The sequence below is a fragment of the Ensifer sesbaniae genome (assembly GCF_013283665.1).
Classification (GTDB): domain Bacteria; phylum Pseudomonadota; class Alphaproteobacteria; order Rhizobiales; family Rhizobiaceae; genus Ensifer; species Ensifer sesbaniae.
The window spans coordinates 2,297,600-2,322,417 of the sequence record NZ_JABEKU010000001.1 but is presented as its reverse complement, the minus strand read 5'-3'; the positions used below and the strand labels follow the sequence as shown (position 1 = coordinate 2,322,417).

General features: G+C 64.1%; 21 protein-coding genes. 18 read left to right on the top strand and 3 right to left on the bottom strand.

Going from position 1 to position 24,818, the window contains the following annotated elements; translation table 11 throughout:
* Window positions 1–93 precede the first annotated feature (93 nt).
* From cobN to BHMPCIPO_RS11215, 3 genes are all read left to right on the top strand, one after another.
* Window positions 94–4,446 (top strand): cobaltochelatase subunit CobN, encoded by a 4,353-nt coding sequence (cobN, locus tag BHMPCIPO_RS11225; protein ID WP_173516814.1) that lies wholly within the window; start codon window positions 94–96, stop codon window positions 4,444–4,446.
* A 158-nt stretch (window positions 4,447–4,604) separates the two neighbouring features.
* The gene (gene cobO, locus BHMPCIPO_RS11220) at window positions 4,605–5,249 is read left to right on the top strand and encodes a cob(I)yrinic acid a,c-diamide adenosyltransferase (protein WP_173516813.1); all 645 of its coding nucleotides are present in this window, start codon (window positions 4,605–4,607) and stop codon (window positions 5,247–5,249) included.
* Between the two features lie 77 nt (window positions 5,250–5,326).
* Window positions 5,327–5,776 (top strand): EamA family transporter, encoded by a 450-nt coding sequence (locus BHMPCIPO_RS11215; RefSeq protein WP_173516812.1) that lies wholly within the window; start codon window positions 5,327–5,329, stop codon window positions 5,774–5,776.
* 511 nt (window positions 5,777–6,287) lie between these two features.
* Here BHMPCIPO_RS11215 and BHMPCIPO_RS11210 read toward each other — a convergent pair.
* Entirely contained in the window at window positions 6,288–7,073 is a 786-nt protein-coding gene (locus tag BHMPCIPO_RS11210) for a TSUP family transporter (protein ID WP_173516811.1), read from the bottom strand.
* A 520-nt stretch (window positions 7,074–7,593) separates the two neighbouring features.
* On the opposite strand from BHMPCIPO_RS11210, the gene BHMPCIPO_RS11205 reads away from it, so the two are divergent.
* From BHMPCIPO_RS11205 to BHMPCIPO_RS11180, 6 genes are all read left to right on the top strand, one after another.
* Window positions 7,594–8,058 (top strand): cobalamin biosynthesis protein, encoded by a 465-nt coding sequence (locus BHMPCIPO_RS11205; RefSeq protein WP_246304296.1) that lies wholly within the window; start codon window positions 7,594–7,596, stop codon window positions 8,056–8,058.
* A gap of 130 nt (window positions 8,059–8,188) precedes the next feature.
* Entirely contained in the window at window positions 8,189–9,028 is an 840-nt protein-coding gene (cobA, locus tag BHMPCIPO_RS11200; RefSeq protein ID WP_376741655.1) for a uroporphyrinogen-III C-methyltransferase, read from the top strand.
* Entirely contained in the window at window positions 9,025–10,326 is a 1,302-nt protein-coding gene (locus tag BHMPCIPO_RS11195) for a cobyrinic acid a,c-diamide synthase CobB (RefSeq protein ID WP_173516809.1), read from the top strand. Before cobA ends, BHMPCIPO_RS11195 begins: the two co-directional genes overlap by 4 nt.
* Before the next feature lie 8 nt (window positions 10,327–10,334).
* Window positions 10,335–11,354, top strand: coding sequence for a threonine-phosphate decarboxylase CobD (gene cobD, locus BHMPCIPO_RS11190; RefSeq protein WP_173516808.1), 1,020 nt, complete (start codon window positions 10,335–10,337; stop codon window positions 11,352–11,354).
* Entirely contained in the window at window positions 11,355–12,326 is a 972-nt protein-coding gene (cbiB, locus tag BHMPCIPO_RS11185; RefSeq protein WP_173516807.1) for an adenosylcobinamide-phosphate synthase CbiB, read from the top strand. It begins immediately after the preceding gene.
* 163 nt (window positions 12,327–12,489) lie between these two features.
* The gene (locus BHMPCIPO_RS11180; RefSeq protein WP_376741654.1) at window positions 12,490–12,879 is read left to right on the top strand and encodes a L,D-transpeptidase; all 390 of its coding nucleotides are present in this window, start codon (window positions 12,490–12,492) and stop codon (window positions 12,877–12,879) included.
* A gap of 248 nt (window positions 12,880–13,127) precedes the next feature.
* Here BHMPCIPO_RS11180 and BHMPCIPO_RS11175 read toward each other — a convergent pair whose 3' ends face one another.
* Window positions 13,128–13,865, bottom strand: a complete 738-nt coding sequence (locus tag BHMPCIPO_RS11175; RefSeq protein ID WP_173516805.1) for a helix-turn-helix domain-containing protein — start codon at window positions 13,863–13,865, stop codon at window positions 13,128–13,130.
* 218 nt (window positions 13,866–14,083) lie between these two features.
* Here BHMPCIPO_RS11175 and hemN point away from each other — a divergent pair, with 218 nt between their 5' ends.
* The 8 genes from hemN to BHMPCIPO_RS11135 all read left to right on the top strand — a co-directional run bounded on the left by hemN (window position 14,084) and on the right by BHMPCIPO_RS11135 (window position 22,284).
* On the top strand, window positions 14,084–15,433 hold the full coding sequence (gene hemN, locus BHMPCIPO_RS11170) for an oxygen-independent coproporphyrinogen III oxidase (protein ID WP_173516804.1): 1,350 nt from the start codon (window positions 14,084–14,086) through the stop codon (window positions 15,431–15,433).
* A gap of 115 nt (window positions 15,434–15,548) precedes the next feature.
* Window positions 15,549–15,833, top strand: coding sequence for an acyl carrier protein (locus BHMPCIPO_RS11165; protein ID WP_089044188.1), 285 nt, complete (start codon window positions 15,549–15,551; stop codon window positions 15,831–15,833).
* Between the two features lie 130 nt (window positions 15,834–15,963).
* Window positions 15,964–16,449: a 3-hydroxyacyl-ACP dehydratase FabZ family protein gene (locus BHMPCIPO_RS11160; RefSeq protein ID WP_173516803.1), complete on the top strand. Its 486-nt coding sequence runs from the start codon at window positions 15,964–15,966 to the stop codon at window positions 16,447–16,449.
* Between the two features lies 1 nt (window position 16,450).
* Window positions 16,451–17,653 (top strand): beta-ketoacyl-ACP synthase, encoded by a 1,203-nt coding sequence (locus tag BHMPCIPO_RS11155; protein ID WP_173516802.1) that lies wholly within the window; start codon window positions 16,451–16,453, stop codon window positions 17,651–17,653.
* A 12-nt stretch (window positions 17,654–17,665) separates the two neighbouring features.
* Complete coding sequence (locus BHMPCIPO_RS11150) at window positions 17,666–18,949, top strand: beta-ketoacyl-ACP synthase (RefSeq protein ID WP_173516801.1); 1,284 nt, start codon at window positions 17,666–17,668, stop codon at window positions 18,947–18,949.
* A gap of 284 nt (window positions 18,950–19,233) precedes the next feature.
* Window positions 19,234–20,262, top strand: coding sequence for a zinc-binding dehydrogenase (locus tag BHMPCIPO_RS11145; protein ID WP_173516800.1), 1,029 nt, complete (start codon window positions 19,234–19,236; stop codon window positions 20,260–20,262).
* A gap of 11 nt (window positions 20,263–20,273) precedes the next feature.
* Entirely contained in the window at window positions 20,274–21,203 is a 930-nt protein-coding gene (locus BHMPCIPO_RS11140) for a lipid A biosynthesis lauroyl acyltransferase (RefSeq protein WP_173516799.1), read from the top strand.
* 370 nt (window positions 21,204–21,573) lie between these two features.
* A complete protein-coding gene (locus BHMPCIPO_RS11135; protein WP_173516798.1) occupies window positions 21,574–22,284 on the top strand; it encodes a PAS domain-containing protein in 711 nt (236 codons plus the stop codon).
* 213 nt (window positions 22,285–22,497) lie between these two features.
* Here BHMPCIPO_RS11135 and BHMPCIPO_RS11130 read toward each other — a convergent pair whose 3' ends face one another.
* On the bottom strand, window positions 22,498–22,932 hold the full coding sequence (locus BHMPCIPO_RS11130; RefSeq protein WP_246304294.1) for a hemerythrin domain-containing protein: 435 nt from the start codon (window positions 22,930–22,932) through the stop codon (window positions 22,498–22,500).
* Between the two features lie 254 nt (window positions 22,933–23,186).
* Between BHMPCIPO_RS11130 and ccoN the strand changes: the two genes are divergently transcribed.
* On the top strand, window positions 23,187–24,815 hold the full coding sequence (ccoN, locus tag BHMPCIPO_RS11125; RefSeq protein WP_173516796.1) for a cytochrome-c oxidase, cbb3-type subunit I: 1,629 nt from the start codon (window positions 23,187–23,189) through the stop codon (window positions 24,813–24,815).
* Window positions 24,816–24,818 lie beyond the last annotated feature (3 nt).

Sequence of the window (24,818 nt, the reverse complement as noted above, 5' to 3'; positions counted from 1 at the left end):
GAGTGAAATGATCTAACGTATTGAAATGATGCAGTTCCGGACGGAAGTCGCTATCGGCGTTTTCGTTCGGGATTGCCCGAACGGACAAAACGAATGCATCTGCTTCTCGCCCAGAAAGGAACGATTGCCGACGGCAACGAGGCTATCGACCTGGGGCAAACGCCGGCCGACATCCTGTTTCTCTCGGCCGCCGACACCGAGCTTTCCTCGATCGCCGCCGCCCACGGCCGCCGCGACGGCGGCCTTAGCCTGCGCATCGCCAGCCTCATGAGCCTGATGCACCCGATGTCGGTCGACACCTATGTCGAGCGCACGGCGCGCCACGCGAAGCTCATCGTCGTTAGGCCGCTCGGTGGGGCCAGCTATTTCCGCTATCTGCTCGAAGCGTTGCATGCCGCTGCGGTCACGCACCGTTTTCAGATCGCCGTGCTGCCCGGCGACGACAAGCCGGATCCGGGACTCGAACCTTTCTCGACGGTTGCGGCCGACGATCGCCAGCGGCTCTGGGCCTATTTCACCGAGGGCGGCGCCGACAATGCGGGCCTGTTCCTCGATTATGCCGAGGCACTGGTCTCGGGCGCAGAAAAGCCGCAGCCGGCGAAGCCCTTGCTCAAGGCCGGCATCTGGTGGCCGGGCAAGGGCGTGATCGGGGTTTCGGAGTGGTTGGGCGTGGTGGGGGCGAGTGTACGGCTCTCTGACCAGAAATTACCCCCCTCTGTCCTGCCGGACATCTCCCCCACAAGGGGGGAGATCGGGGATGCGAGAGCTCGCTCCGAGATGGGCGGAGAGCGTGAGGCGATTTCCGCGCACAAAGACCTTGCAACCGCCGCCAACCATTCTGACCGCGCCAACGTTACCGACCCCAACTTGGGACCGAGCGCTCACCCCGGGCCAATCTCCCCCCTTGTGGGGGAGATGCCCGGCAGGGCAGAGGGGGGTAACGCCTCCGCAAACGCCACCATCGCCATCTGCTTCTACCGCGCCCTCGTCCAGAGCGGCGAGACGCGGCCGGTGGAGGCGCTGATCGATGCGTTGGCGCAAGAAGGTGTGCGCGCGCTGCCGGTCTTCGTGTCGAGCCTCAAGGATGCCGTCTCTGTCGGCACGCTGCAGGCGATCTTCGCCGAGGCAGCACCCGACGTGGTGATGAACACCACCGGTTTCGCCGTCTCGTCGCCCGGCGCTGACCGGCAGCCGACCGTCTTGGAATCGACCGGCGCGCCGGTGCTGCAGGTGATCTTCTCCGGCTCGTCGCGGGGGCAATGGGAAGCCTCGCCGCAGGGGCTGATGGCGCGCGATCTCGCGATGAATGTCGCGCTGCCGGAAGTGGACGGCCGCATTCTTGCGCGGGCCGTCTCCTTCAAGGCGGCGTCGATCTATGACGCCAAAGTCGAGGCCAACATCGTCGGGCATGAGCCGCTCGAAGACCGTGTGCGCTTTGCCGCCGGCCTTGCCGTCAATTGGGCGAAGCTTCGCCGCGCTAGGCCTGCCGAACGCCGCATCGCCATCGTTATGGCCAACTATCCGAACCGCGACGGCCGCCTCGGCAATGGCGTCGGGCTCGACACCCCCGCCGGTACCGTCGAGGTGCTTCGCGCCATGGCGCGCGAGGGATATGCGGTCGGGGAGATTCCTGCCGATGGCGACGCGCTGATGCGCTACCTGATGGCCGGGCCGACCAATGCGGCGAGCCATGATCGCGAAATCCGCGAGCGAATTTCGTCAAGCGATTACAAGGTTTTCTTCGATTCGCTTCCGAAACGGATTCAGGATGAAGTGACCGATCGCTGGGGTGCGCCCGAGGCCGATCCCTTCTTCCTCGACGGCGGCTTCGCGCTGCCGCTCGCCCGCTGCGGCGCGGTTGTCGTCGGCATCCAGCCGGCGCGCGGCTACAACATCGATCCGAAGGAAAGCTACCACTCGCCGGACCTCGTGCCGCCGCACGGCTATCTCGCCTTCTATGCCTTCCTGCGCCAGCAGTTCGGTGCGCAGGCGATCGTGCACATGGGCAAGCACGGCAATCTCGAATGGTTGCCGGGCAAGACCTTAGCGTTGTCGGAGACCTGCTATCCCGAGGCGATCTTCGGGCCGCTGCCGCATATCTACCCCTTCATCGTCAACGATCCGGGCGAGGGTACGCAGGCCAAGCGCCGCACCAGCGCCGTCATCATCGACCACCTGACACCGCCGCTGACGCGGGCCGAATCCTACGGGCCGCTCAAGGACCTGGAGGCGTTGGTCGACGAATATTACGACGCCGCCGGCGGCGACCCGCGGCGGTTGCGGCTCTTGAGCCGCCAGATCCTCGATCTCGTGCGCGACATCGGTCTCGACAGCGACGCCGGCATCGACAAGGGCGACAGCGACGACAAGGCCTTGGAAAAGCTCGACGCCTATCTCTGCGACCTCAAGGAGATGCAGATCCGCGATGGCCTGCACGTCTTCGGCGTGGCGCCGGAGGGGCGGTTGCTGACCGACCTGACGGTGGCACTGGCGCGGGTTCCGCGCGGCCTCGGCGAGGGCGGTGACCAGAGCCTGCAGCGGGCGATCGCCGCGGATGCGGGGCTGAATGGGGTGGCCGCGTCCGTTCGGGCATCCTCGGCGGGTGGTGCACCCCCCTCTGTCCTACCGGACATCTCCCCCACAAGGGGGGAGATCACGGATGCGGGCGCTCGTTCCGCAGCAAACGGTGTTGAAGGAGGCCCTGAGGACGGCCAAAGTAGAACTGCTGTTTCTCAGGGCACAACAGGCGTTGACGTTGGCTTGGGAACGAGCGGCAGCCCCACGCCGATCTCCCCCCTTGTGGGGGAGATGCCCGGCAGGGCAGAGGGGGGTAGCCTCACGGAAATAGAGGGGGACAACGCCACAGGAGCAGACGGAGGTATCCCGCCCCACGCTCACCCCTTCGATCCGCTCGATTGCGTCATGTCGGACCCCTGGACCGGTCCGAAGCCAACAATCCTCGCCAACCTCTCCGACGCTCCCTGGCGCACCGCAGGCGATACGGTCGAACGCATCGAGCTGCTCGCCGCAAAACTCGTCTCGGGCGAACAGATCTGCCCGCAGGACTGGGCCAACACCCGCGCGGTGCTCGACGAAATCGACACACGCCTGAAACCCTCGATCTCCGGTTCCGGCGCGGCCGAAATGACCGGGTTCCTCACCGGTCTCGACGGCCGCTTCGTCGCTCCCGGTCCTTCCGGCGCGCCGACTCGCGGCCGGCCGGACGTGCTGCCGACGGGGCGCAATTTCTATTCCGTCGACAGCCGCGCCGTACCGACGCCGGCGGCCTATGAGCTCGGCAAGAAATCGGCCGAACTCCTGATCCGCCGCTATCTGCAGGATCATGGCGAATGGCCGTCGTCCTTTGGGCTGACCGCCTGGGGCACGGCGAACATGCGCACCGGCGGCGACGATATCGCCCAGGCGCTTGCGCTGATCGGCGCGAAACCCACCTGGGACATGGTCTCGCGCCGGGTGATGGGCTATGAGATCGTGCCGCTCGCCGTGCTCGGGCGGCCGCGCGTCGACGTCACGCTGCGTATCTCCGGTTTCTTCCGCGATGCCTTCCCGGACCAGATCGCGCTCTTCGACAAGGCGATCCGCGCCGTCGGCGCACTGGAAGAGGACGATGCCGACAACATGATCGCCGCGCGCATGCGGGTAGAAGCCCGGCGGCTGGAGGCGGAAGGTGTGGAAACCGCAGAGGCTGCCCGTCGCGCCTCCTACCGCGTCTTCGGCGCCAAGCCCGGTGCCTATGGCGCCGGGCTGCAGGCGCTGATCGACGAGAAGGGCTGGGACAGCCGCGCCGATCTCGCCGAAGCCTATCTCACCTGGGGTGCCTATGCCTATGGCGCCGGCGAGGAGGGCAAGGCGGAGCGCGACCTCTTCGAGGAACGCCTGCGCACGATCGAGGCGGTGGTGCAGAACCAGGACAACCGCGAGCACGACTTGCTCGACAGCGACGACTACTACCAGTTCGAGGGCGGCATGAGTGCCGCTGCCGAACGCTTAAGCGGCGCTCGGCCGGCGATCTACCACAACGACCATTCGCGGCCGGAAAAGCCCGTCATCCGTTCGCTGGAGGAGGAGATCGGCCGCGTGGTCCGGGCCCGCGTCGTCAATCCCAAGTGGATCGATGGCGTCATGCGCCACGGCTACAAGGGCGCGTTCGAGATCGCCGCAACGGTCGATTACATGTTCGCCTTTGCCGCGACCACGGGGGCCGTGCGCGATCATCATTTCGAGGTCGCCTATCAGGCCTTCATCGTCGACGAACGGGTGGCCGACTTCCTGCGCGACAAGAACCCGGCCGCCTTTGCCGAGCTTGCCGAACGCTTCCTCGAAGCAATCGACCGCAATCTTTGGACCCCGCGCTCGAACTCGGCGCGATTTGAACTTGCCGATATCGGCAACGCCGCGACCCGGCTTCGGGTCGGCAACGAATAGAGCGGTTCCGGGCAGCGGTTTTCCGTCCGGAATTGCTTGGAAGCAAAGACCTGGTTCCGTTTCGCTGTTCAGTGCAACGCGGAACTGAACATTACGGGATGAGGAAAAGCGCGTGCGGTTTTCCGCCGACATCCCGCTGATTTGATGAGGGAGTTATCATGAGCGACGAGACGACGAACAGCGGCGAAGCCCCGGCCGAGAAGGATGATGCCCGCCATGCCATGAAGATGGCGAAGAAGAAGGCGGCGCGCGAAAAGATCATGGCGACGAAGACCGACGAGAAGGGCCTGATCATCGTCAATACCGGCAAGGGCAAGGGCAAGTCGACCGCCGGCTTCGGCATGATCTTCCGCCATATCGCCCACGGCATGCCCTGCGCCGTCGTGCAGTTCATCAAGGGGGCCATGGTGACCGGCGAGCGCGAGCTGATCGAGAAGCATTTCGGCGACATCTGCCAGTTCTATACTCTCGGCGAGGGCTTCACCTGGGAAACGCAGGACCGCGCCCGCGACGTGGCGATGGCCGAAAAGGCCTGGGAGAAGGCGAAGGAGCTGATCCGCGACGAGCGCAATTCGATGGTGCTGCTCGACGAGATCAACATCGCGCTGCGCTACGACTATATCGACGTCGCCGAAGTCGTGCGCTTCCTCAAGGAAGAAAAGCCGCACATGACCCATGTGGTGCTCACCGGCCGCAACGCCAAGGAAGACGTGATCGAGATCGCCGACCTCGTCACCGAAATGGAGCTGGTCAAGCATCCGTTCCGCTCCGGCATCAAGGCGCAGCAGGGCGTGGAGTTCTGATGAGCCAGAGCTGGCAGCCCTACAGCGCCGCGCGTCCGCAGGACGCGCAAAGGTCGCTGTAGCACTTTGAGTCCTGCATGATTTCGCCCTTAAGTCGGCTTGCCGATTTAAGGAACCATGCAGGGGCATTGCTATCGGCCGTGTTCGCTGCCTTGACGGCGATTTTCGCCAAGGTCGGCGTCGCGCAGATCAATTCCGATTTCGCGACGCTGATCCGCACCGTCGTCATTCTCTGCGTGCTGGCCGGCATCGTCGCGGCCACCGGTCAGTGGCAAAAGCCCTCGGAGATCCCGGGGCGCACGTGGCTGTTCCTGGCTCTGTCAGGCCTTGCCACCGGCGCCTCCTGGCTTGCCTATTTCCGCGTGCTGAAGCTCGGCGACGCCGCACGCGGGGCGCCGATCGACAAGCTCTCGATCGTCATGGTCGCGATCTTCGGCGTGCTCTTCCTCGGCGAGAAGCTCAACCTGATGAACTGGCTGGGCGTCGTGTTCATTGCTGCGGGAGCGTTGCTGCTGGCGGTGTTTTGAACTTGAACGCGCCTGCCGTCCGCGAATTTGTTCACCGAATGCCCGCCTCAATGCAACCGGCCCTTGAAGGGGCTCTTGGAAGCACGCATATAGTTGCTCCACATAGTTTAGATTGCGGGTGAAGCTTGAAGACCGTTGCTAGAGTTGCGTTTGCTGTCGCATCGCTGTTCCTGATCGCATCATGCAGTGAAACCGGCTCATCCCAAACGACCAGGAGCAGCGCATCCGCAGTCGAGAAGGTAGAAAAAGCAAAGGCGGCTCCCACGCCAAAGATGAGCCGAAAGCAACGAGCCGAGGCCGAAGCCGAGGCAAAGGCGCGCGCCGAAGCGCGCAGCCCTCGGCAATGCAAGACCCCCAAACAGATTTGTGGCTACGGCGCGGGGCCAGCAGGCGAAGAATGCTCATGCTGGTCAACCACGGGCGCGCCCGACGTTGGCCTGACGGTCAAATGACGTTCGCATAAGTCGCGGCCCCGCTGTGGTCTCGGCGAGCCAGGAACGCGCGCCTGGCCTCACATCCCCAGCCAGATTCTGAGGGGATGCGACGGATCGGCCAGCAGCCGGGTCGCAAGCGCAATCGAGACGACGATGAGCAGCGGCTTGATGATCTTGGCGCCCTTGGCCATGGCGTAGCGTGAGCCCACCTGGGCGCCGAGGAATTGGCCGACGCCCATCAGCAGACCCACTTTCCAGAGGATGGCGCCGAAGGACAGGAAGACGGCGAAGGCGCCGATATTGGAGCCGAAGTTCAGGAACTTCGTGTGCGCCGTGGCCTTGAGCACGCCGAAGCCGGCGAGCGTCACGAAGCCGAGCATGAAGAAGGAGCCGGTGCCGGGGCCAAAGACGCCGTCGTAGAAGCCGATCAGCGGCACGAGGGTGAGCGTGAACACGAAGGGCGTGATGCGGCGATGCTGGTCGACATCGCCCATGTTCGGCTTCAGGCCGAAATAGAGCGCAATGGCGATCAGCAGGAATGGCAGCACAGCCTTCAGGACGTCGCCGGGAACGACGGTTGCGAGCAGCGCGCCGAACACCGAGCCCAGCGCCGACATCAGCGCCATCGGCAATTGCTCCCTGAGGTTGACGTGACCGCGCCGCGCATAGGAGAGGCTTGCCGAGCCGGAGCCGAATAGCGACTGCAGCTTGTTGGTGCCAAGCGTCTGCAGCGGCGGGATGCCGGCGATCAGCATGGCGGGAATGGTGATCATGCCGCCGCCGCCGGCAATCGAATCGATGAAACCGGCAATGAAGGCGGCAGCGAACAGGAAGACGAGCAGGTGGAAGGCGAGATCTTGCACGGGAGGGACTCGGGGAGGAGCTGTCAGGAGGGCTTTTCCGCCTTGTGTCAGAGCCGGGCGCGATTTGCAAAGCCTTCTGTTGTGGCGGCGCCGTGGCTGCAGCTTGCAAAAGAGCAAAACGCCCAAGGATTCAAAACCTTGTTCTGAGTCGCTGCGTTTTCGGATGGGGTGCCGGCGATAGAGCGGCGGCCGGAAGAGGCTGTCATCGCGATAGGTGTGCGGGTAGCCGTCTCCTCCAATCGCGACATGACGATGGCGCAATCCGGTTTGACCGGTCTCACGCGCTCCGGTAAAAATGACGGATATGCGACGGCGTCCGCTTTGGCGGACTGAAAGAGCATCCGGTGCGGCCGACCCAAGCAGGGGGCCTTCAGCCGGTGCTGTCCAGATCGGTTCGGAACAGTCTGTTCCAGCCGGCGCTTCGTTAAGGAGAACCGACGAAGGGAGCCGGCCACCGATGCCATCGGCTAGGGGATCAAAGCAATTCCAGCAAAAGTGTGCAGCGGTTTTGCGTCCGGAATTGCGTGAAAATAACGCGCTGGTCGAGACGACGAAAGCAGGGGCCGGGCTGGTGCTCGGGCTCGGCTGCGAGCGGCGAACGCCAGCCGACGAAGTGATCGCGCTTGCTGAGCGCGCCTTGGCTGCCGCCGGTGCGGCGCCTGCGGATCTCCGGCTTGTCGCCTCGCTCGATGCCCGCGCCGAGGAGCCGGCGATCCTGGCGGCGGCGAAACATTTCTCCGTTCCGGCGGCTTTTTACGACGCGGCCACCCTCGAAGCCGAGCTTCATCGGCTCGCCAACCCCTCCGAGATCGTTTTTGCCCATACGGGCTGTCATGGCGTTGCCGAAGGTGCCGCGCTCGTCGGCGCCGGGGAAGAGGCCGTGCTGATCGTGCCGAAGATCGTCTCCGCGCATGCGACGGCGGCGCTTGCCGGCCCATCGAGAGATGCGGCAGCGCGCGTGCCGGCGGCGGCCGAGGTCGCCTGATGCGCGCTTATGTTGTTGAATTGAATCAATCTTTTGTCCGGGTTTGTTCTAAAATGGAATCCGGTTCTTCGCAGATCGAGTTAGGGGCACCGGCAAGCGGTGCCGGTATACAGGGTGGGCAGCACGAATGATCGACGACCTCTTTGCCGGATTGCCGGCGCTCGAGAAAGGTTCGGTCTGGCTCGTTGGTGCCGGTCCCGGTGATCCCGGTCTCCTGACCTTGCATGCGGCCAATGCGCTGCGCCAGGCGGATGTGATCGTGCATGATGCGCTGGTCAACGAGGATTGCCTCAAGCTCGCGCGGCCGGGCGCCGTGCTCGAGTTCGCGGGCAAACGCGGCGGCAAACCGTCGCCGAAACAGCGCGACATCTCGCTGCGGTTGGTCGAACTGGCGCGTGCCGGCAACCGGGTGTTGCGCCTCAAGGGCGGCGACCCCTTCGTCTTCGGCCGTGGCGGCGAAGAGGCGCTGACGCTTGTTGAACATCGGATCCCATTCCGCATCGTGCCGGGCATCACCGCGGGCATCGGCGGGCTTGCCTATGCCGGCATTCCCGTCACCCATCGCGAGGTCAATCACGCGGTCACCTTCCTCACCGGCCACGATTCTTCCGGCCTGGTGCCGGATCGCATCAACTGGCAGGGGATTGCCAGCGGCTCGCCCGTCATCGTCATGTACATGGCGATGAAACATATCGGCGCGATCACCGCCAACCTCATTGCCGGCGGGCGCTCGCCGGACGAGCCGGTCGCCTTCGTCTGCAATGCCGCAACGCCGGAACAGGCGGTGCTCGAAACGACGCTTTCGCGCGCCGAGGCCGATGTCGAGGCGGCCGGGCTGGAGCCGCCAGCGATCGTCGTCGTCGGCGAGGTCGTGCGGCTTCGGGCGGCACTCGACTGGATCGGCGCGCTCGACGGGCGCCAGCTTGCCGCCGATCCCTTTGACAATCGCATGCGCAGGAACCCGGCATGAGCGGGCTGCTGATCGCAGCACCCTCGTCAGGCTCGGGCAAGACGACGGTAACGCTTGGGCTGATGCGCGCGCTGAAGAAGCGCGGTGTCGCGATCGCGCCGGGCAAGGCCGGTCCCGACTATATCGATCCCGCCTTCCATGCGGCGGCAACGGGCGAACCCTGTTTCAACTACGATCCCTGGGCGATGCGCCCGGAACTGCTGCTTGCCAATGCCTCACAGGCGGCCGCGGGCGGCCGCACGCTGATCGTCGAGGCGATGATGGGTCTGCATGACGGTGCCGCTGACGGCTCGGGAACGCCTGCGGATCTCGCGGCGACGCTCAATCTTGCCGTCATTCTCGTTGTCGATTGCGCCCGCATGTCGCATTCGGTCGCCGCACTCGTGCGCGGCTACGCGGATCACCGCAGCGATATCAGGGTGGTTGGCGTCATCCTCAACAAGGTCGGCAGCGATCGGCACGAGAAGATGCTCTGCGATGCCCTGGAGCGGGTGCGAATGCCCGTGTTCGGCGTGCTCAGGCAGGACAATGCGCTCAAGCTGCCGGAGCGTCATCTCGGCCTCGTGCAGGCGGGCGAGCATGGCGCGCTCGAAGGCTTCATCGAGGCCGCCGCAGCGCGGGTCGAGGCGGCATGCGACCTCGATGCCATCAGCCGCGCTGCAGCGATCTCTCCACGTGGATCGGCCGCGAATATCGAGCGGCTTCGCCCGCTCGGTCAGCGCATCGCCGTGGCGCGCGATATCGCCTTTGCCTTCTGCTACGAGCACCTGCTGTTCGACTGGCGGAGCGCCGGCGCCGAAATCTCGTTCTTCTCGCCTTTGGCCGACGAAGCGCCGGCTCCGGCCGCCGACGCCGTCTATCTGCCGGGCGGCTATCCGGAGCTGCATGCGGGGCAGTTAAGTGCAGCTTCAACCTTCCGTTCCGGCATGCATTCCGCTACCGGGCGAGGAGCCCGGATCTTCGGCGAATGCGGAGGCTATATGGTGCTCGGCGAAGGGCTTGTCGCCGCCGATGGCGTACGCTACGACATGCTCGCCCTGCTGCCGCTGGTAACCAGTTTTGCCGAGCGCAGGCGGCACCTCGGCTATCGCCGGGTCGTGCCTGTCGACAACGCCTTCTTCGATGGACCCATGACGGCGCACGAATTCCACTATGCGACCATCGTCGCCGAAGGTGCTGCCGACCGGCTGTTTTCGGTGAGCGACGCGGCCGGCGACGATCTCGGCCATGCCGGCCTGAAACGCGGCAACGTCGCCGGGTCCTTCATGCACCTCATCGATATCGCGGGTGCGCCATGAGCGCCGGAATGAGCGCACCGATCGTTCACGGCGGCGGCATCACCGAAGCCGCAGCGCGCTTCGGCGGCCGGCTCGAGGACTGGCTCGATCTTTCGACCGGCATCAATCCATGCCCCGTTGCCTTGCCCGAGGTACCCGAGCGCGCCTGGCATCGGCTGCCCGACCGGCAGACGGTCGATGCGGCGCGGCTGGCGGCCCAGGAATATTACCGCACCAATGGCGTGCTGCCGTTGCCCGTGCCCGGCACGCAGTCGGTGATCCAGCTTTTGCCGCGTCTCCTGCATGAAAACGGGAAGACGCCGGCAAACAGCCGCGTCGCGATCTTCGGGCCGACCTATGGCGAATATGCCCGCGTGCTGTCGGCGTCCGGCTTTGCCGTCGATCGCGTCGACAATGCCGATGCCCTCGGCGCCGAGCATGGCCTGGTCATCGTGGTGAACCCCAACAATCCGACCGGCCGTGCCTTCGTCCCAGCTGATCTCCTGGAACTGGCCGCGCGGCAGCGCGCGAGCGGCGGACTGCTGCTGGTCGACGAGGCCTTCGGCGATCTGGAGCCGGACCTGAGCGTCGCCGACCATGTGCGCGGTGAGGGCAACCTCATCGTCTTCCGCTCCTTTGGCAAGTTCTTCGGGCTTGCCGGTTTACGCCTTGGTTTCGTCATCGGCAGCGAGCCGGTCCTTGCTGCGTTTGGCGATTGGCTCGGCCCCTGGGCCGTGTCCGGTCCGGCGCTGATCATTTCCCGCGCGCTGATGCAGGGCGATACGACAGCGATTGCGGCCGGCATTCGCGAGCGGCGCGCCGGCCTCGATGCGGCCCTGGATGGGGCAGGGCTCAAGCGGATCGGCGGCACCGGGCTTTTCGTGCTGGTTGAGCACCCGAGGGCGGCTCTGCTGCACGAGCGGCTCTGCGGAGCACATATTCTGACCCGCAAGTTCGACTATGCGCCAACCTGGCTCAGGATCGGTCTTGCGCCGGATATGGCGGGTGACCGGCGGCTGGCGGATGCGCTTGCCCGGATGGAACTCTGAATGTCCAGCACCATCCTTCTCGTGCTCGCGCTGGCGCTGGTGATCGACCGGCTCGTCGGCGATCCGGACTGGCTGTGGGCGCGCCTGCCACATCCCGTCGTCTTCTTCGGCAAGGCGATCGCCTTCTTCGATGATAGGCTGAACCGCGAGGATCTGGCGGACGGCGCGCGCAAGTTTCGCGGCGTCGTCACGATCGTGCTGCTGCTCGCGGTCAGCGCCTGGCTCGGCCATCTGCTGCACCGCCTGTTCGCCGCCTTCGGCCCGTTCGGTTTCCTGCTGGAGGCGATGCTGGTCGCCGTCTTTCTGGCGCAGAAGAGCCTGGCCGATCATGTCCGCCGCGTCGCCGAGGGCTTGCGGCAAGGCGGGCTCGAAGGCGGGCGGAGTGCCGTTTCGATGATCGTCGGCCGCGATCCGAAGACACTGGACGAGCCGGCGGTCTGCCGCGCGGCGATCGAAAGCCTCGCCGAGAACTTCTCCGACGGTGTGGTGGCGCCCGCCTTCTGGTATGCGGTCGCCGGATTGCCCGGTCTCATCGCCTACAAGATGCTGAACACGGCCGATTCTATGATCGGCCACAAATCGCCGAGATATCTGCACTTCGGCTGGGCTTCGGCGCGGCTCGACGATCTCGCCAACCTGCCGGCAGCAAGGCTCTCGGTCCTGCTGATCGCCGCCGGCGCGCTGATCCACCGTGGCGCGCGCGCCGCCAAGGATGCGCTCGTTGTAGCCCTTCGCGACCACGGCCTGCACCGCTCGCCGAATTCCGGCTGGCCGGAAGCGGCGATGGCCGGCGCGCTCGATCTGCAGCTTGCCGGCCCGCGTATCTATGGCGGCGTCAAGGTCAGCGAGCCGATGATCAACGGTCCGGGTCGCGCTGTCGCGCGAAGCGAAGATATCGATGCCGGCATCGCCGTATTCGATGGCGCCTGCACGGTGATGACTGTTGTCGTCCTGGCCGTCGCGATGATTTGATCGTTTCGGCGGAACCCGTCCCGCGAAAACGAGTTCCGCGTTAGGATTGTTTGATACTCGGCCGGTTATTCTCTTCGGACGTCTGGTTCCGCCGGTTAGCGTTCGTCATCCCGGAGAGAGAAGCATGCGGAATGCATTATTGACCGTGCTCGTCGCCGTTCTGATGCAGTTTCCCGTTCAGCCCCTGAACGCCGCCAATCTCATTGCCGACATCAGCCTGTCCTCGCAGACCATGGTCGTCAGGCAATACGGCATCGTCATGTATCGCTGGAAGGTCTCGACCGCCCGCAAGGGCTATGTCACGCCGCGCGGCAGCTGGAAGGCAAAATGGCTCTCGCGTTACCATCGCTCGAGCAAATACGACGATGCGCCCATGCCCTATGCGGTGTTCTTCAAAGGGGGGTATGCGGTCCATGCCACCTACGACATCAAGCGGCTCGGCCGCCCGGCGTCGCATGGCTGCGTGCGGCTGCATCCGAACAATGCTGCCGAGTTTTTCGCCCTGACGCGCCAGCATGGGTTGGCGAATACGCGTATCGTCATCACGCGCTGACGGCGCTGCCCATGCTGTCTCGTCCAGTTCGCTGACGGGATTTGCCCCTCATCCGGCTGCCGCCACCTTCTCCCCGCAGGCGGGGAGAAGGGACGCATGGCGCCGCCTTGCACCACGCTACTGTGGAGAAGGTGAGGCCAACAGCGAGCTCGTTCCCTCTCCCCGCCTGCGGGGAGAGGGTTAGGGTGAGGGGCAATCCCGCTCAAAAAGACATGAGGAGCAGCGTCGCAACGACGCCGAGCGCCGCATCAGTCGATGCCGGCTACATCCATCAGCCGGTCGAGGCTCGGCACGGTGACGTGGCGGCTGTTTTCGATGCGGATGACGTTGTCCTTGCGCAGCTTGGTGATCTGCCGGCTGACGGTTTCGATCGTCAGGCCCAGATAGTCGGCGATGTCGGAGCGGGAGAGCGGCAGGTCGAATTCCTTCGCGGCTCCCTGTTCCGGATCGATATGGGTGGCGATGATATAGAGGAAGCTCGCCACCTTCTCCTGGGCGGTCTTGCGCCCGAGCGTCAGCATCCAGTCGCGCGCCTCGTCGAGTTCCTTCAGCGCCTGCTCGTGCAGCCGGTGTTCGAGACCCGGCGCCTCGGAAACGAGCCGCTCGATGACGGTGCGCGGGAAGCAACAGATGTCGGTGTCGACGGCCGCTTCCGCCGTCAGGGCGCTTTCGCGGGTGAAGGGGCGGCCCATGAAGTCGGGCGCAAACTGCAGGCCGACGATCTGCTGCCGGCCATCGGCCAGAACCTTGCTGAGCTTGACGACGCCGCTGATGATGTTGGCATAGCTGTCGGTCGTTTCGCCCTGGCCGACGACTTCGCGGCCGGGCTCGATGCTGCGGCGGGTCGAGTGGCGGCTGAGGTCGAGCAACTGGTCCGGGGTGAGCGTTCCGCAAACGCCGCCGTGACGCGCCTCGCAGGCCACGCAGACGGTCGGAATGTCCGAGTTATGGATATCCTTGCGGCGATGTTCGTTCACGATCTGCAATTCTTTCTACCTGCATGTCGTTGCTCTCTGGAATGGACCAAAGAGGATGCAGGTCGTTAAATCAAGAGTTGACAGGTGCCAATTCCGAAAGCGCGAAACAATGTCTCATGCTGACTTGCGTATTGTCAATTTTAACGTGTTAATTCGGCGACTTGATCAAAATCAAAGGCGTCTTCGCGTATCCGCCCTATGCCATCGTCATGACAGCGGAGAGACCGATGGAAGACGCGCTTATCCTCAAATATGCGGGCCCGGTGCCGCGCTACACCAGTTACCCGACCGCCCCGCATTTTTCCGAGGCGGTGGGCCTTGCGGATTATGAAAGCTGGCTCGATCAGATCGGCCCGGGCGAGGCGATTTCGCTTTATGCCCATGTGCCCTATTGCGACCGGCTCTGTTGGTTCTGTGCCTGCCACACCAAGCAGACGCTGCGCTACGATCCCGTCGCAACCTATTTGCAGGGCCTGCATCGCGAGGTTGCATCGGTCGGCGGGCGGGTGAACCGCGAAGCCAGGGTAACGGCGCTGCATTTCGGCGGCGGTTCGCCGACTCTCGTCCGGCCGGAGGACATGATCGCGCTCAAGCGCAGCTTCACCGATCATTTCACCTTCGCGCCGGATTGCGAGATCAGCGTCGAGATGGATCCGAACGACCTCGACGAGGCGCGTCACGATGCGCTGGCGGCGATCGGGATGACACGGGCGAGCTTCGGCATCCAGGATTTCGACCCGGTGGTGCAGAAGGCGATCAACCGCATCCAGACCTATGAGCAGACCCGCGATGCGATCGAGGCATCGCGGGCGCGGGGTGTCCGTTCGGTCAATTGCGACGTCCTTTACGGGCTTCCGTATCAGAGCCTTTCGTCACTGGAGCGGACGATGGCGGCGGTGCTGACGCTCGCGCCCGATCGCGTCGCGCTCTTCGGTTACGCGCATGTGCCCTGGATGAAAACGCACCAGAAGATGATCCCGGACGAGAGCCTGCCCGGCGTGGTCGAGCGCTTCGCCCAGATGAGCCGGGCGGCGGAAATGCTGCTGTCGGCCGGCTACGAGGCGATCGGCATCGACCATTTCGCAAAGCCCGAAGACAGCCTAGCGCGCGCCAATCGGGAAGGGCGCCTCCGCCGCAATTTCCAAGGCTATACGGACGATGAGGCGGAAACGCTCATTGGCCTCGGTGCCTCGGCGATCGGCCAGTTCCGTCAGGGTTATGTCCAGAACATGCCGGCAACCGGCGAATATCTGCGTCATGTGGAGCAGGCAGGCATGGCGGCAGTTCGCGGCTACCGCTTCACGCCGGACGACCGGTTGAGAGCAAAAGTGATCGCCGACATCATGTGCCGTTTCGCCTTCTCCTTTGACGGGGTCGAACGGGCATTTCCGGGGCTGGCCGCCGCGGTGGTCGAGGAGGCGCGGCTTTTCCGGGCGCGCGACGCCGACGGGCTGACGACGATCGAAAACGGTGTCTTCCGCCTGACCGAACGCGGACGGCCCTTTGCGCGATCGGTGGCGGCGAACTTCGACGCCTATCTCGGCAATGGTCGCGGTCGGCATTCGGTCGCCGTTTGAGGCGTAAGCCTGCAACACCGGTTTTCAATTCGCCAACGGTTGCAATCAAGGCCATTGGCTTTTGCGGCGCATTTACCTATAGGATCGCCGAGACTCGACTTAAGTTACTAGAGGTATGCGCGTGACAGCTACATTCGACAAGGTTGCCGACATCATTGCGGAGACGAGCGAGATCGATCGCGAGACGATCACGCCCGAAAGCCACACGATCGACGATCTCGGCATCGACAGCCTGGATTTCCTCGACATCGTCTTTGCGATCGACAAGGAATTCGGCATCAAGATCCCGCTCGAGCAGTGGACGCAGGAGGTCAACGAAGGCAAGGTCTCGACCGAAGAGTATTTCGTTCTGAAGAACCTCTGCGCCAAGATCGACGAACTGCGGGCTGCCAAGGGCTGATCGGGCTTTCGCCCAAGCCTTGCCGCACCAATTCCAATGCCGCCCGTCGCGCCTCGCGCTTGACAGGCGGCATTGGCGTTTTTACTTGAGCCCGAAACGAACGGCCCGAAAACGAACAGGGTGAGCCTCAATGCTCCTTGAATACTTCCAGATGATCGATCGTGTCGAAACGGTCGATCTTTCGGCTGGCCGGCTGACGGCGCGGTCCGTCGTTCCCGAGAAGAGCCCGGTGTTCGAAGGCCATTTTCCAGGCTACCCGCTGGTGCCGGGCGTACTCCTGATCGAGACCATGGCGCAGGCCTCCGGCTTCCTGGTGCTGGCCGCCACCAATTTTGCGGCCATGCCCTTCCTGATGTCGGTCGACGGCGCCAAGATGCGCACCTTCGTCGAGCCCTCGGCCGAACTCGAGATCGAAGCCTTCCTCGAGCATGAAGGTTCGGGCTTTGCCGTTACCAAGGCGAAGATCACCTCGGCCGGCAAGAAGGTCTGTGACGCCCAGCTGAAACTGAGGACGATGCCGTTCGATCAGGTTCCGCTCGGCGATATCGTTCGCAAGCGGGCCGAGGAACTGGGCCTGATGGCGGCTCTTTCGGCGACAGCCGGTTCGGAGAAGTAAGATGACCAAATCCGCAAACGACGTCGTCATTACCGGCGTCGGCATCGTCACCAGCCAGGGCGTCGGCGTCGAGCCGCATCTGGCCCTCTTGAGCGCCGAGGCTTCGCCGGCCGTGCGCGTCGAGACCGAGAAGTTCAGTCCCTATCCGGTGCATCCGCTGCCGGAAATCGACTGGTCGCAGCAGATCGCCAAGCGTGGCGACCAGCGCCAGATGGAAAACTGGCAGCGCCTCGGCGTCTTCGCCGCCGGCCTGGCGCTCGATGATGCCGGTCTCAAGGACAATCTCGAAGCCTGCGGCAGCATGGACATGATCGTCGCTGCCGGCGGCGGCGAGCGCGACATCAACGTCGACTCGCTGATCGTCGACGAAGCGCTGAAGCGCAACGATCGCGAACAGCTCCTCAACGAAAAGCTGACCACCGAACTGCGCCCGACGCTGTTCCTGGCGCAGCTTTCCAACCTGCTCGCCGGCAACATTTCGATCGTGCACAAGGTCACCGGCTCGTCGCGCACCTTCATGGGCGAGGAAGCGGCCGGCATCTCGGCGATCGAAACCGCCTTTGCCCGCATCAAGGCCGGCCAGTCGAGCCATACGCTCGTCGGCGGCGCCTTCTCGGCCGAACGTCTCGACATCATTCTCCTGATCGAAGCCATCCAGGGCCATGCGCTCGGCGACTGGCACCCGATCTGGTCGCGCAGCAAGGATAATGGCGGCGGCATGATCCTCGGTTCGGTCGGCGCCTTCCTGGTGCTGGAATCGCGTGAATATGCCGAAGCCCGCGGCGCCCGCATCTATGCCACGATCGAGGCGATCGGCGGCGACCGCGGCTCGCGTGAAAGCGGCAAGCTCGAAGCCCGGCTTGCTGATCTCGCCAAGCCGGCGGAGAAACTTGACCCGACATCGACCGTCGTGTTCTCCGGTACGTCCGGTTTCCATGATCTGGTGGCGCGCGAGAAGGCGTTCCTCGAGGCGAAGTTGGCCGGGGCGCCGGTGCGCGCCTATGGCGGCCTCGTCGGCCACAGCATCGAAGCGCAATTCCCGCTGGGCCTGGCGCTTGCGGCTTTGTCGCTGGGCGAGGGCGCCAGGGTGCCGGCCTTCGATGCCAGCGCCGAGAAGCCGATGACGGCGGCGGCGAAGAGCGCCGTGGTCACCACCATCGGCCATTCGCGCGGCGAAGGCGTCGCCGTCCTTTCGGCGGAATAACAGGAGCGGACCATGAGCAACGCTTACAAGGACCATCTCGGCCGCCCGATCATCGCCGTCACCGGCATGGGCGTCATCACCTCGCTCGGCCAGGGTGTCGAAGACAACTGGGCAGCGCTTTCGGGCGGTGTCTCGGGCATCCACAAGATCACCCGGTTCCCGACCGAAGGCCTGAACACCCGCATTTCCGGTACGGTCGATTTCATCGACATCCCCGCGGACAATGCCGTCGAGCGTTCCTATGCCATGGCGCGCGAGACGACGCTGGAAGCGCTGGCGCAGGCCGGCATTTCCGGCGATTTCAACGGCCCGCTGTTCCTGGCCGCCCCGCCGGTCGAGCCGGAATGGAGCGCGCGCTTCGAGCTTGCCGATCGTTCGCCGCCGTCGGAGCGGCCGGGCGACGCCTATAACCGTTTCCTCGCCGCCATGCGCCAGAAGGCCGATCCGGTGTTCCATGAGGCCGTGCTCTTCGGCTCGATCTCGGAACGCCTTGCCGATCGCTTCGGCACGCGCGGCCTGCCGGTGACGCTGTCGACCGCCTGTGCCTCGGGCGCCACGGCGATCCAGCTCGGCGTCGAGGCGATCCGCCAGGGCCGCACCGATCGCGCGCTGACGGTCGCGACCGATGGCTCGGTCAGCGCCGAGGCACTGATCCGCTTCGCGCTGCTTTCGGCGCTTTCCACCCAGAACGATCCGCCGGAAAAGGCGTCTAAGCCCTTCACCAAGGACCGTGACGGCTTCGTCATCGCCGAAGGTGCAGCGACCCTCGTGCTCGAATCTCTGGAAGCGGCGGTCGCCCGCGGCGCCCGCGTCTACGGCATCCTGAAGGGCTGCGGCGAGAAGGCCGACCTCTTCCACCGCACGCGCTCCTCGCCGGATGGTGGCCCGGCGATCGCGACGATCCGCGCGGCCCTTGCCGACGCCGGCATCGACGAAAACGGTATCGGCTACATCAACGCCCACGGCACCTCGACGCCCGAGAACGACAAGATGGAATACCTGTCGATGTCGAACGTCTTCGGCGATCGCCTGCCGTCGATCCCGGTCTCGTCCAACAAGTCGATGATCGGTCATACGCTGACGGCGGCCGGTGCAGTCGAGGCGGTATTCTCGATCCAGACGATGCTGACCGGCACGCTGCCGCCGACGATCAACTACCAGAACCCCGATCCGGCGATCGTGCTCGACGTTGTGCCGAACGTGAAGCGCAGCCAGCAGGTGACTGCGGTGCTGTCGAACTCCTTCGGCTTCGGCGGCCAGAACGCCAGCCTCGTCATGACTGCCGAGCCGGCTTGAGCCTTTACGAGGACAAGGCGCATTAGGCGTTACCCCCCCCTCTGCCCTGCCGGGCATCTCCCCCACAAGGGGGGAGATTGGATGTGGCACCGTCTTGCTCATCAAGGGACGCTGAGCGCGGATCCCTCTATTAATGCGATTGGCTTGCCGCGGGTCGATCTCCCCCCTTGTGGGGGAGATGGTCGGCAGGCCAGAGGGGGGTGCAGCGCCGTTGCCCCAATGTGTATATATGCCAGTCAGCACGGCCCAGCCGCTCGACTATCTAAAGATCTAAAGGAAGAACCATGCGCGCCCTGCAACTGCTCGATGACCGCAAGCTCGAAATCACCGACATTCCGGAACCGGAAGTGCCCGGCCCGGGTGAGGTGACGCTGCGCGTCAAGGCGGTGGCACTCAACCATATCGACGTCTGGGGCTGGCGCGGCATGGCCTTTGCCAAGCGCAAGATGCCGCTGGTCATCGGCGCGGAAGCATCCGGCGTCGTCGACGCGATCGGTCCTGGCGTTTCGAGCGTGCTGCCGGGCCAGCTCGTGTCGATCTATGGCGCGCGCACCTGCGGTCTCTGCCGCCCGTGCAAGGAAGGCCGCGACAATCTCTGCGAACATGTCGGTGGCGTGCACGGCTTCCACCTCGACGGCTTCGCGCAGGAGAAGATCAACCTGCCGGCGCGCCTCTTGGTGCCGGCGCCTCCGGGTGTCGACGCGGTCGGCGCAGCCCTTGCTCCGGTCACCTTCGGGACCGTCGAGCACATGCTGTTCGATAATGCCAAGCTGGAACCCGGCGAAACGATCCTCGTCCATGCCGGCGGCTCCGGCATCGGCTCGGCGGCGATCCAGCTCGCCAAGAAGATCGGCTGCACCGTCATCACGACGGTGGGCTCTGACGACAAGATCGAGAAGGCGAAGGCGCTCGGCGCCGATCACGTCATCAACTACCGCAAGGACCGCTTCGAAGGCGTGGTGCGCAAGCTCACCAAGAAGAAGGGTGTCGACGTCGTGTTCGAACACGTCGGCAAGGACACCTGGGCGGGCTCGATGCTCTCGATGAAGCGCGGCGGCCGTCTGGTCACCTGCGGTTCCACCTCGGGCGTTTCCACCGACATGAACCTGATGATGCTGTTCCAGCAGCAGCTGAAGCTGCTCGGCTCCTTCGGCTGCCGCATGGAGAACATGGCGAACGCCATGCAGAAGATGGCCCGCGGCCTCGTGCATCCGGTCATCGATACCGAGGTCGGCCTCGACGAGATCGACCGGGCACTGGAGCGCATGGAATCGCGCCAGATCTTCGGCAAGATCATCCTGAAGATGGATTGATGGACGTGCGCATGCTGATCACACGGCTGGTGCTGGCGGCGGATCGTACGCGGCAGTGGCTGATTGCGCAGTTCGTCTTCCTGCTGCTGACGATCCTGAAGATGTTTCCCGCCGACGGCGCGATCAACTTCATGGATCGAGCGGTGCGCTTCATCGGCCCGAAGACCAGCCGGCACAAGCTGACGCTGACCAATCTGCGCAATGCCTTTCCGGAGAAAAGCGAGGCGGAGATCGAGGAGATCGCGCTTGAAAGCTGGGGCAACATGGGCCGCATGGCGGCCGAATACGTGTTCCTCGACCGTCTCTTCGATTTCGATCCGGAGCGCACGACGCCGGGTCGGGTCGAAGTGTCGGGCATTCCGCTGTTCCTGGAGCTTCGCGACAATCCGCGCCCCTTCATCGTCTTCACCGCCCACAGCGGCAATTTCGAGATGCTGCCGGTTGCCGGGTCCGCCTTCGGTCTCGACGTGACCGTGCTCTTCCGCCCGCCGAACAATCCCTATGTGGCCGAGAAGGTGTTCAAGTTCCGCGAGGAGCGCATGGGCAACCTCGTGCCGTCGCATGCCGGCTCGTCCTTCGCGCTCGCCCGCCAGCTCGAACGGGGCCTGGGCGTCGGCGTTCTCGTCGACCAGAAGTTCCGCAAGGGGCTGAAGACCAAGTTCTTCGGCCAGGACGTGCAGACCAATCCGCTGCTTGCCAAGCTCGTCCGCCAGTTCAACTGCGAGGTCTATCCCGCCCGCTGCATCCGGTTGCCCGGCGGCCGTTTCCGGCTGGAACTGGAGCCGGCGATCGCGATCCCGCGCAAGGCAGACGGCAATGTCGACGTCACCGCCACGGCGCAGGTGCTGAACGACAAGGTGGAAAGCTGGGTAAGGGAATATCCCGGCCAGTGGCTCTGGTATCACGACCGCTGGCACATCAAGCGCTATCTCAAGGACTGATTCCCTTCCGCACGAACAAGCGCGCTTGAGGCTGCTTCAGCGCGGCATCTAAAATTTTGGCGCGCCCGGACATGAAGCTCGGCGGTCGGCACATTCGCCGGCTCGCCTGCGGCTTCGCGGGCCGGTTTTGCCCTGAAAATACTTCAAAAGGTTAAGTTTTTCTTTCTGCTGTTGAACGCTAACGCAATGAGTGTAAACTCGACGTTGTCTCGCGAGGGGAAGACTGCAAGCGCTTTGGATGGCCGGAGTGGTGCGGTTTTACGCGGAAGTGGTGGGGGAAGCATCAAAACTGGATCAGTGTCTGCAGCATCAACGCCTGTCTTGTAAGTGCATCGAAGCGGCTCTGCCGTGGGGGAATTGGGGTTTCGAATTGAACGCACTGATTGAGCTGTTCTGGTTCAAGTATTCGCAGATGCAGTATGCCGTACGTACGGCAGACGAGCATTTGATCGGCATCCTGGATCGCGAACTCGATCCGATCCTCAGATCCGTCTACGACGAGAAGGCGGTGAGCGTCGAAGACGCCCGACTTCAGTTCCAGTTCCTGATCGACATCCTGCGGGTCGAGGCCGACGACATCTCCTGCGTACTCCGGCATTCGCAACTGCTGCAATCGCTGATCAACCGCTATTTCGCGGCGACGGGCGCGGAGAAATTCGCCGACCTGCAGCTCGAGCGGCTGCCGGCCCAGCCGAGCAAAGGCAGGGCCGATGAAGGCCTGCTCAACGAGGCGATCCTCGACAGTTTCCCGGATCGCATCGCGGTGATTACGCCGGATTACCGCTACCTCTACACCAACCCGCGCAATGCCGAGCATCTGGAGAGCCGTCCGATGGACCTGATCGGCCGGCATATCGTCGAGTTCATCGGCATCCGGCGCTTCGAGCAGCGCGTGAAATCCTATCTCGATCGCTGTTTTGCGGGCGAGGTGGTCGACTATACCTTCGCTAAGACGGTCGATGCGCGCACCGTCGTCGTACGCTGCCGGCTGACGCCGTGCATGTCCAGCACCGGCAAGCTCATCGGCGCGATCCTGGTGATCCAGGAACATGCCGACCGTCGCCGCGCGATCGCGGCCTGACGCTACAGCGCCGCGCGTCTCATGAGACGCGCAAAGGTCGCTGTAGCACTTTGATTTGCTGCATGTCTTCGTCCTTAAATCGAGGTCGATTCAAGGAGACATGCAGTAGACCCTTAGGCAAGATCAAGCGAGACGATGTCCGGATTGAAGAAGCGCGACCGCAGCACGGCCGCGCTCAATTCTGCTCTCGAATATGAGCTTGTCCTTGGGCGTTCACTCGGCGGGCGCGGTGATGGCGCGCAGACATTCCCGCTCGAAGCCGACATGCCGCCTAAGGCTCGTAAAGAAGCCGCGCAGCATGTAGCCGGCGGTTTCGGCATTGACCGTTTCGTCTGCGGCGCCGAGACGCTCCAGCATTTCCGTCAGCTCCTCGGCGAAGCATTCGTCCTCGCAGTGCTCGTATTTCAGCCGCTCCAGCGTCGCGCCGATCGTCGGGTCGCTGCGGAAGGTGCGCTCGATCCACGGGAACACCAGGTTTTCCTCGCCGGAATGCATTTCGCGGATCATAGGTCCGAGCACCTTGGCGGCGTAGACGCATTTCTGCCGGTCGATTTCGGCGGGCAGGCTGTCGGCGATTTCCTCGAGGCTGTTGCAGAGCGCGAGTTGTTCTTCATGCGCACGGGCGAGCCACGCGAACGGCTCGGCCATCGGGACGGGGCGGGGAGGCGACTCGGGGCGGCTCCGGATTCGTCCATCCTCAAACGTCTTTTTCATCGGCTTCAAACGCCAGCTCCCATGGCGCTCCCTATTGTCTGCCGAGGATGATGCATTCGAGGCGTTCCAACCTTGATCTGAATCAAGGTCGGATCGCCCCGATTCTGACACTTTCCGCCAAGCTGCAGTGACGTGCCTCGTTCAGGGCGTGTCTCCGCGTGCGATCGGACCAAGTTGGGGACCCAACCATGAAATACACATTCGAGATGATCCTGCTCGGGGTCGGTGCATTCCTGGCGCTCGTCGGCGCCGGCTTTACGCAGGACCGGCACTTTGAAGCCCATATGTGGGTGTTGTTCTTCGTGCTCCTCGCCGGCACCATCATGCTGATGCGACGCATCGAGTTCAGCCCGGTTTCCGCGGGCAGGGCGCCGCCACCGCCACCGCAGTCGGAATATTTCGACGAGGTGGTCAAGTATGGCGTGATCGCCACCGTCTTCTGGGGCGTCGTCGGCTTTCTCGTGGGCGTCGTGGTTGCGCTCCAGCTCGCCTTTCCGGACCTCAACATCGAGCCCTGGTTCAACTTCGGCCGCATGCGGCCGCTGCACACCTCGGCGGTGATCTTCGCCTTCGGCGGCAACGCGCTGATCGCGACGTCCTTCTACATCGTCCAGCGCACCAGCCGCGCGCGCCTCTTCGGCGGCAATCTCGGCTGGTTCGTGTTCTGGGGCTACCAGCTCTTCATCGTCATGGCCGCTACCGGCTACCTGCTGGGGATCACCCAGTCCAAGGAATATGCGGAGCCGGAATGGTACGTCGACCTCTGGCTGACGATCGTCTGGGTCGCCTATCTCGTCGCCTTCCTTGGCACGCTGCTGACGCGCAGGGAGCCGCATATCTATGTGGCCAACTGGTTCTACCTCGCCTTCATCGTCACGATCGCGATGCTGCACATCGTCAACAACCTGGCGGTGCCGGTCTCCTTCGTCGGCTCGAAGAGCTACTCGGCCTTCGCCGGCGTGCAGGATGCGCTGACCCAATGGTGGTACGGGCATAACGCCGTCGGCTTCTTCCTGACGGCCGGCTTCCTCGGCATGATGTATTACTTCATCCCCAAGCAGGCCAACCGCCCGGTCTACTCCTACCGCCTGTCGATCATCCACTTCTGGTCGCTGATCTTCATGTACATCTGGGCGGGGCCGCACCACCTGCACTATACGGCGCTGCCCGACTGGGCGCAGACGCTCGGCATGGTCTTCTCGGTCATGCTGTGGATGCCCTCCTGGGGCGGCATGATCAACGGCCTGATGACGCTCTCGGGCGCCTGGGACAAGATCCGCACCGATCCGATCATCCGCATGATGGTGATGGCCGTCGCCTTCTACGGCATGGCGACCTTCGAAGGTCCGATGATGTCGATCAAGACGGTCAACTCGCTCAGCCACTACACCGACTGGACCATCGGTCACGTGCATTCCGGCGCGCTCGGCTGGAATGGCCTCATCACCTTCGGCGCGATCTACTATCTCGTTCCGAAGCTGTGGAACCGCGAGCGCCTCTACAGCGTGCGCATGGTCAACTGGCACTTCTGGCTCGCCACCCTCGGCATCGTCGTCTACGCGGCGGTCATGTGGGTCGCCGGCATCCAGCAGGGCCTGATGTGGCGCGAGTACGACGACCAGGGCTTCCTCGTCTATTCCTTCGCGGAATCGGTCGCGGCCATGGTTCCCTACTACGTGCTGCGTGCCCTTGGCGGCGCACTGTTCCTCTCCGGGGCTCTGCTCATGGCCTTCAACGTAACAATGACCATCCTCGGCCGCCAGCGCGACGAAGCTCCGATCTTCGGTGCGACGCCCGCGCTGAAAGCTGCGGAATAGGAG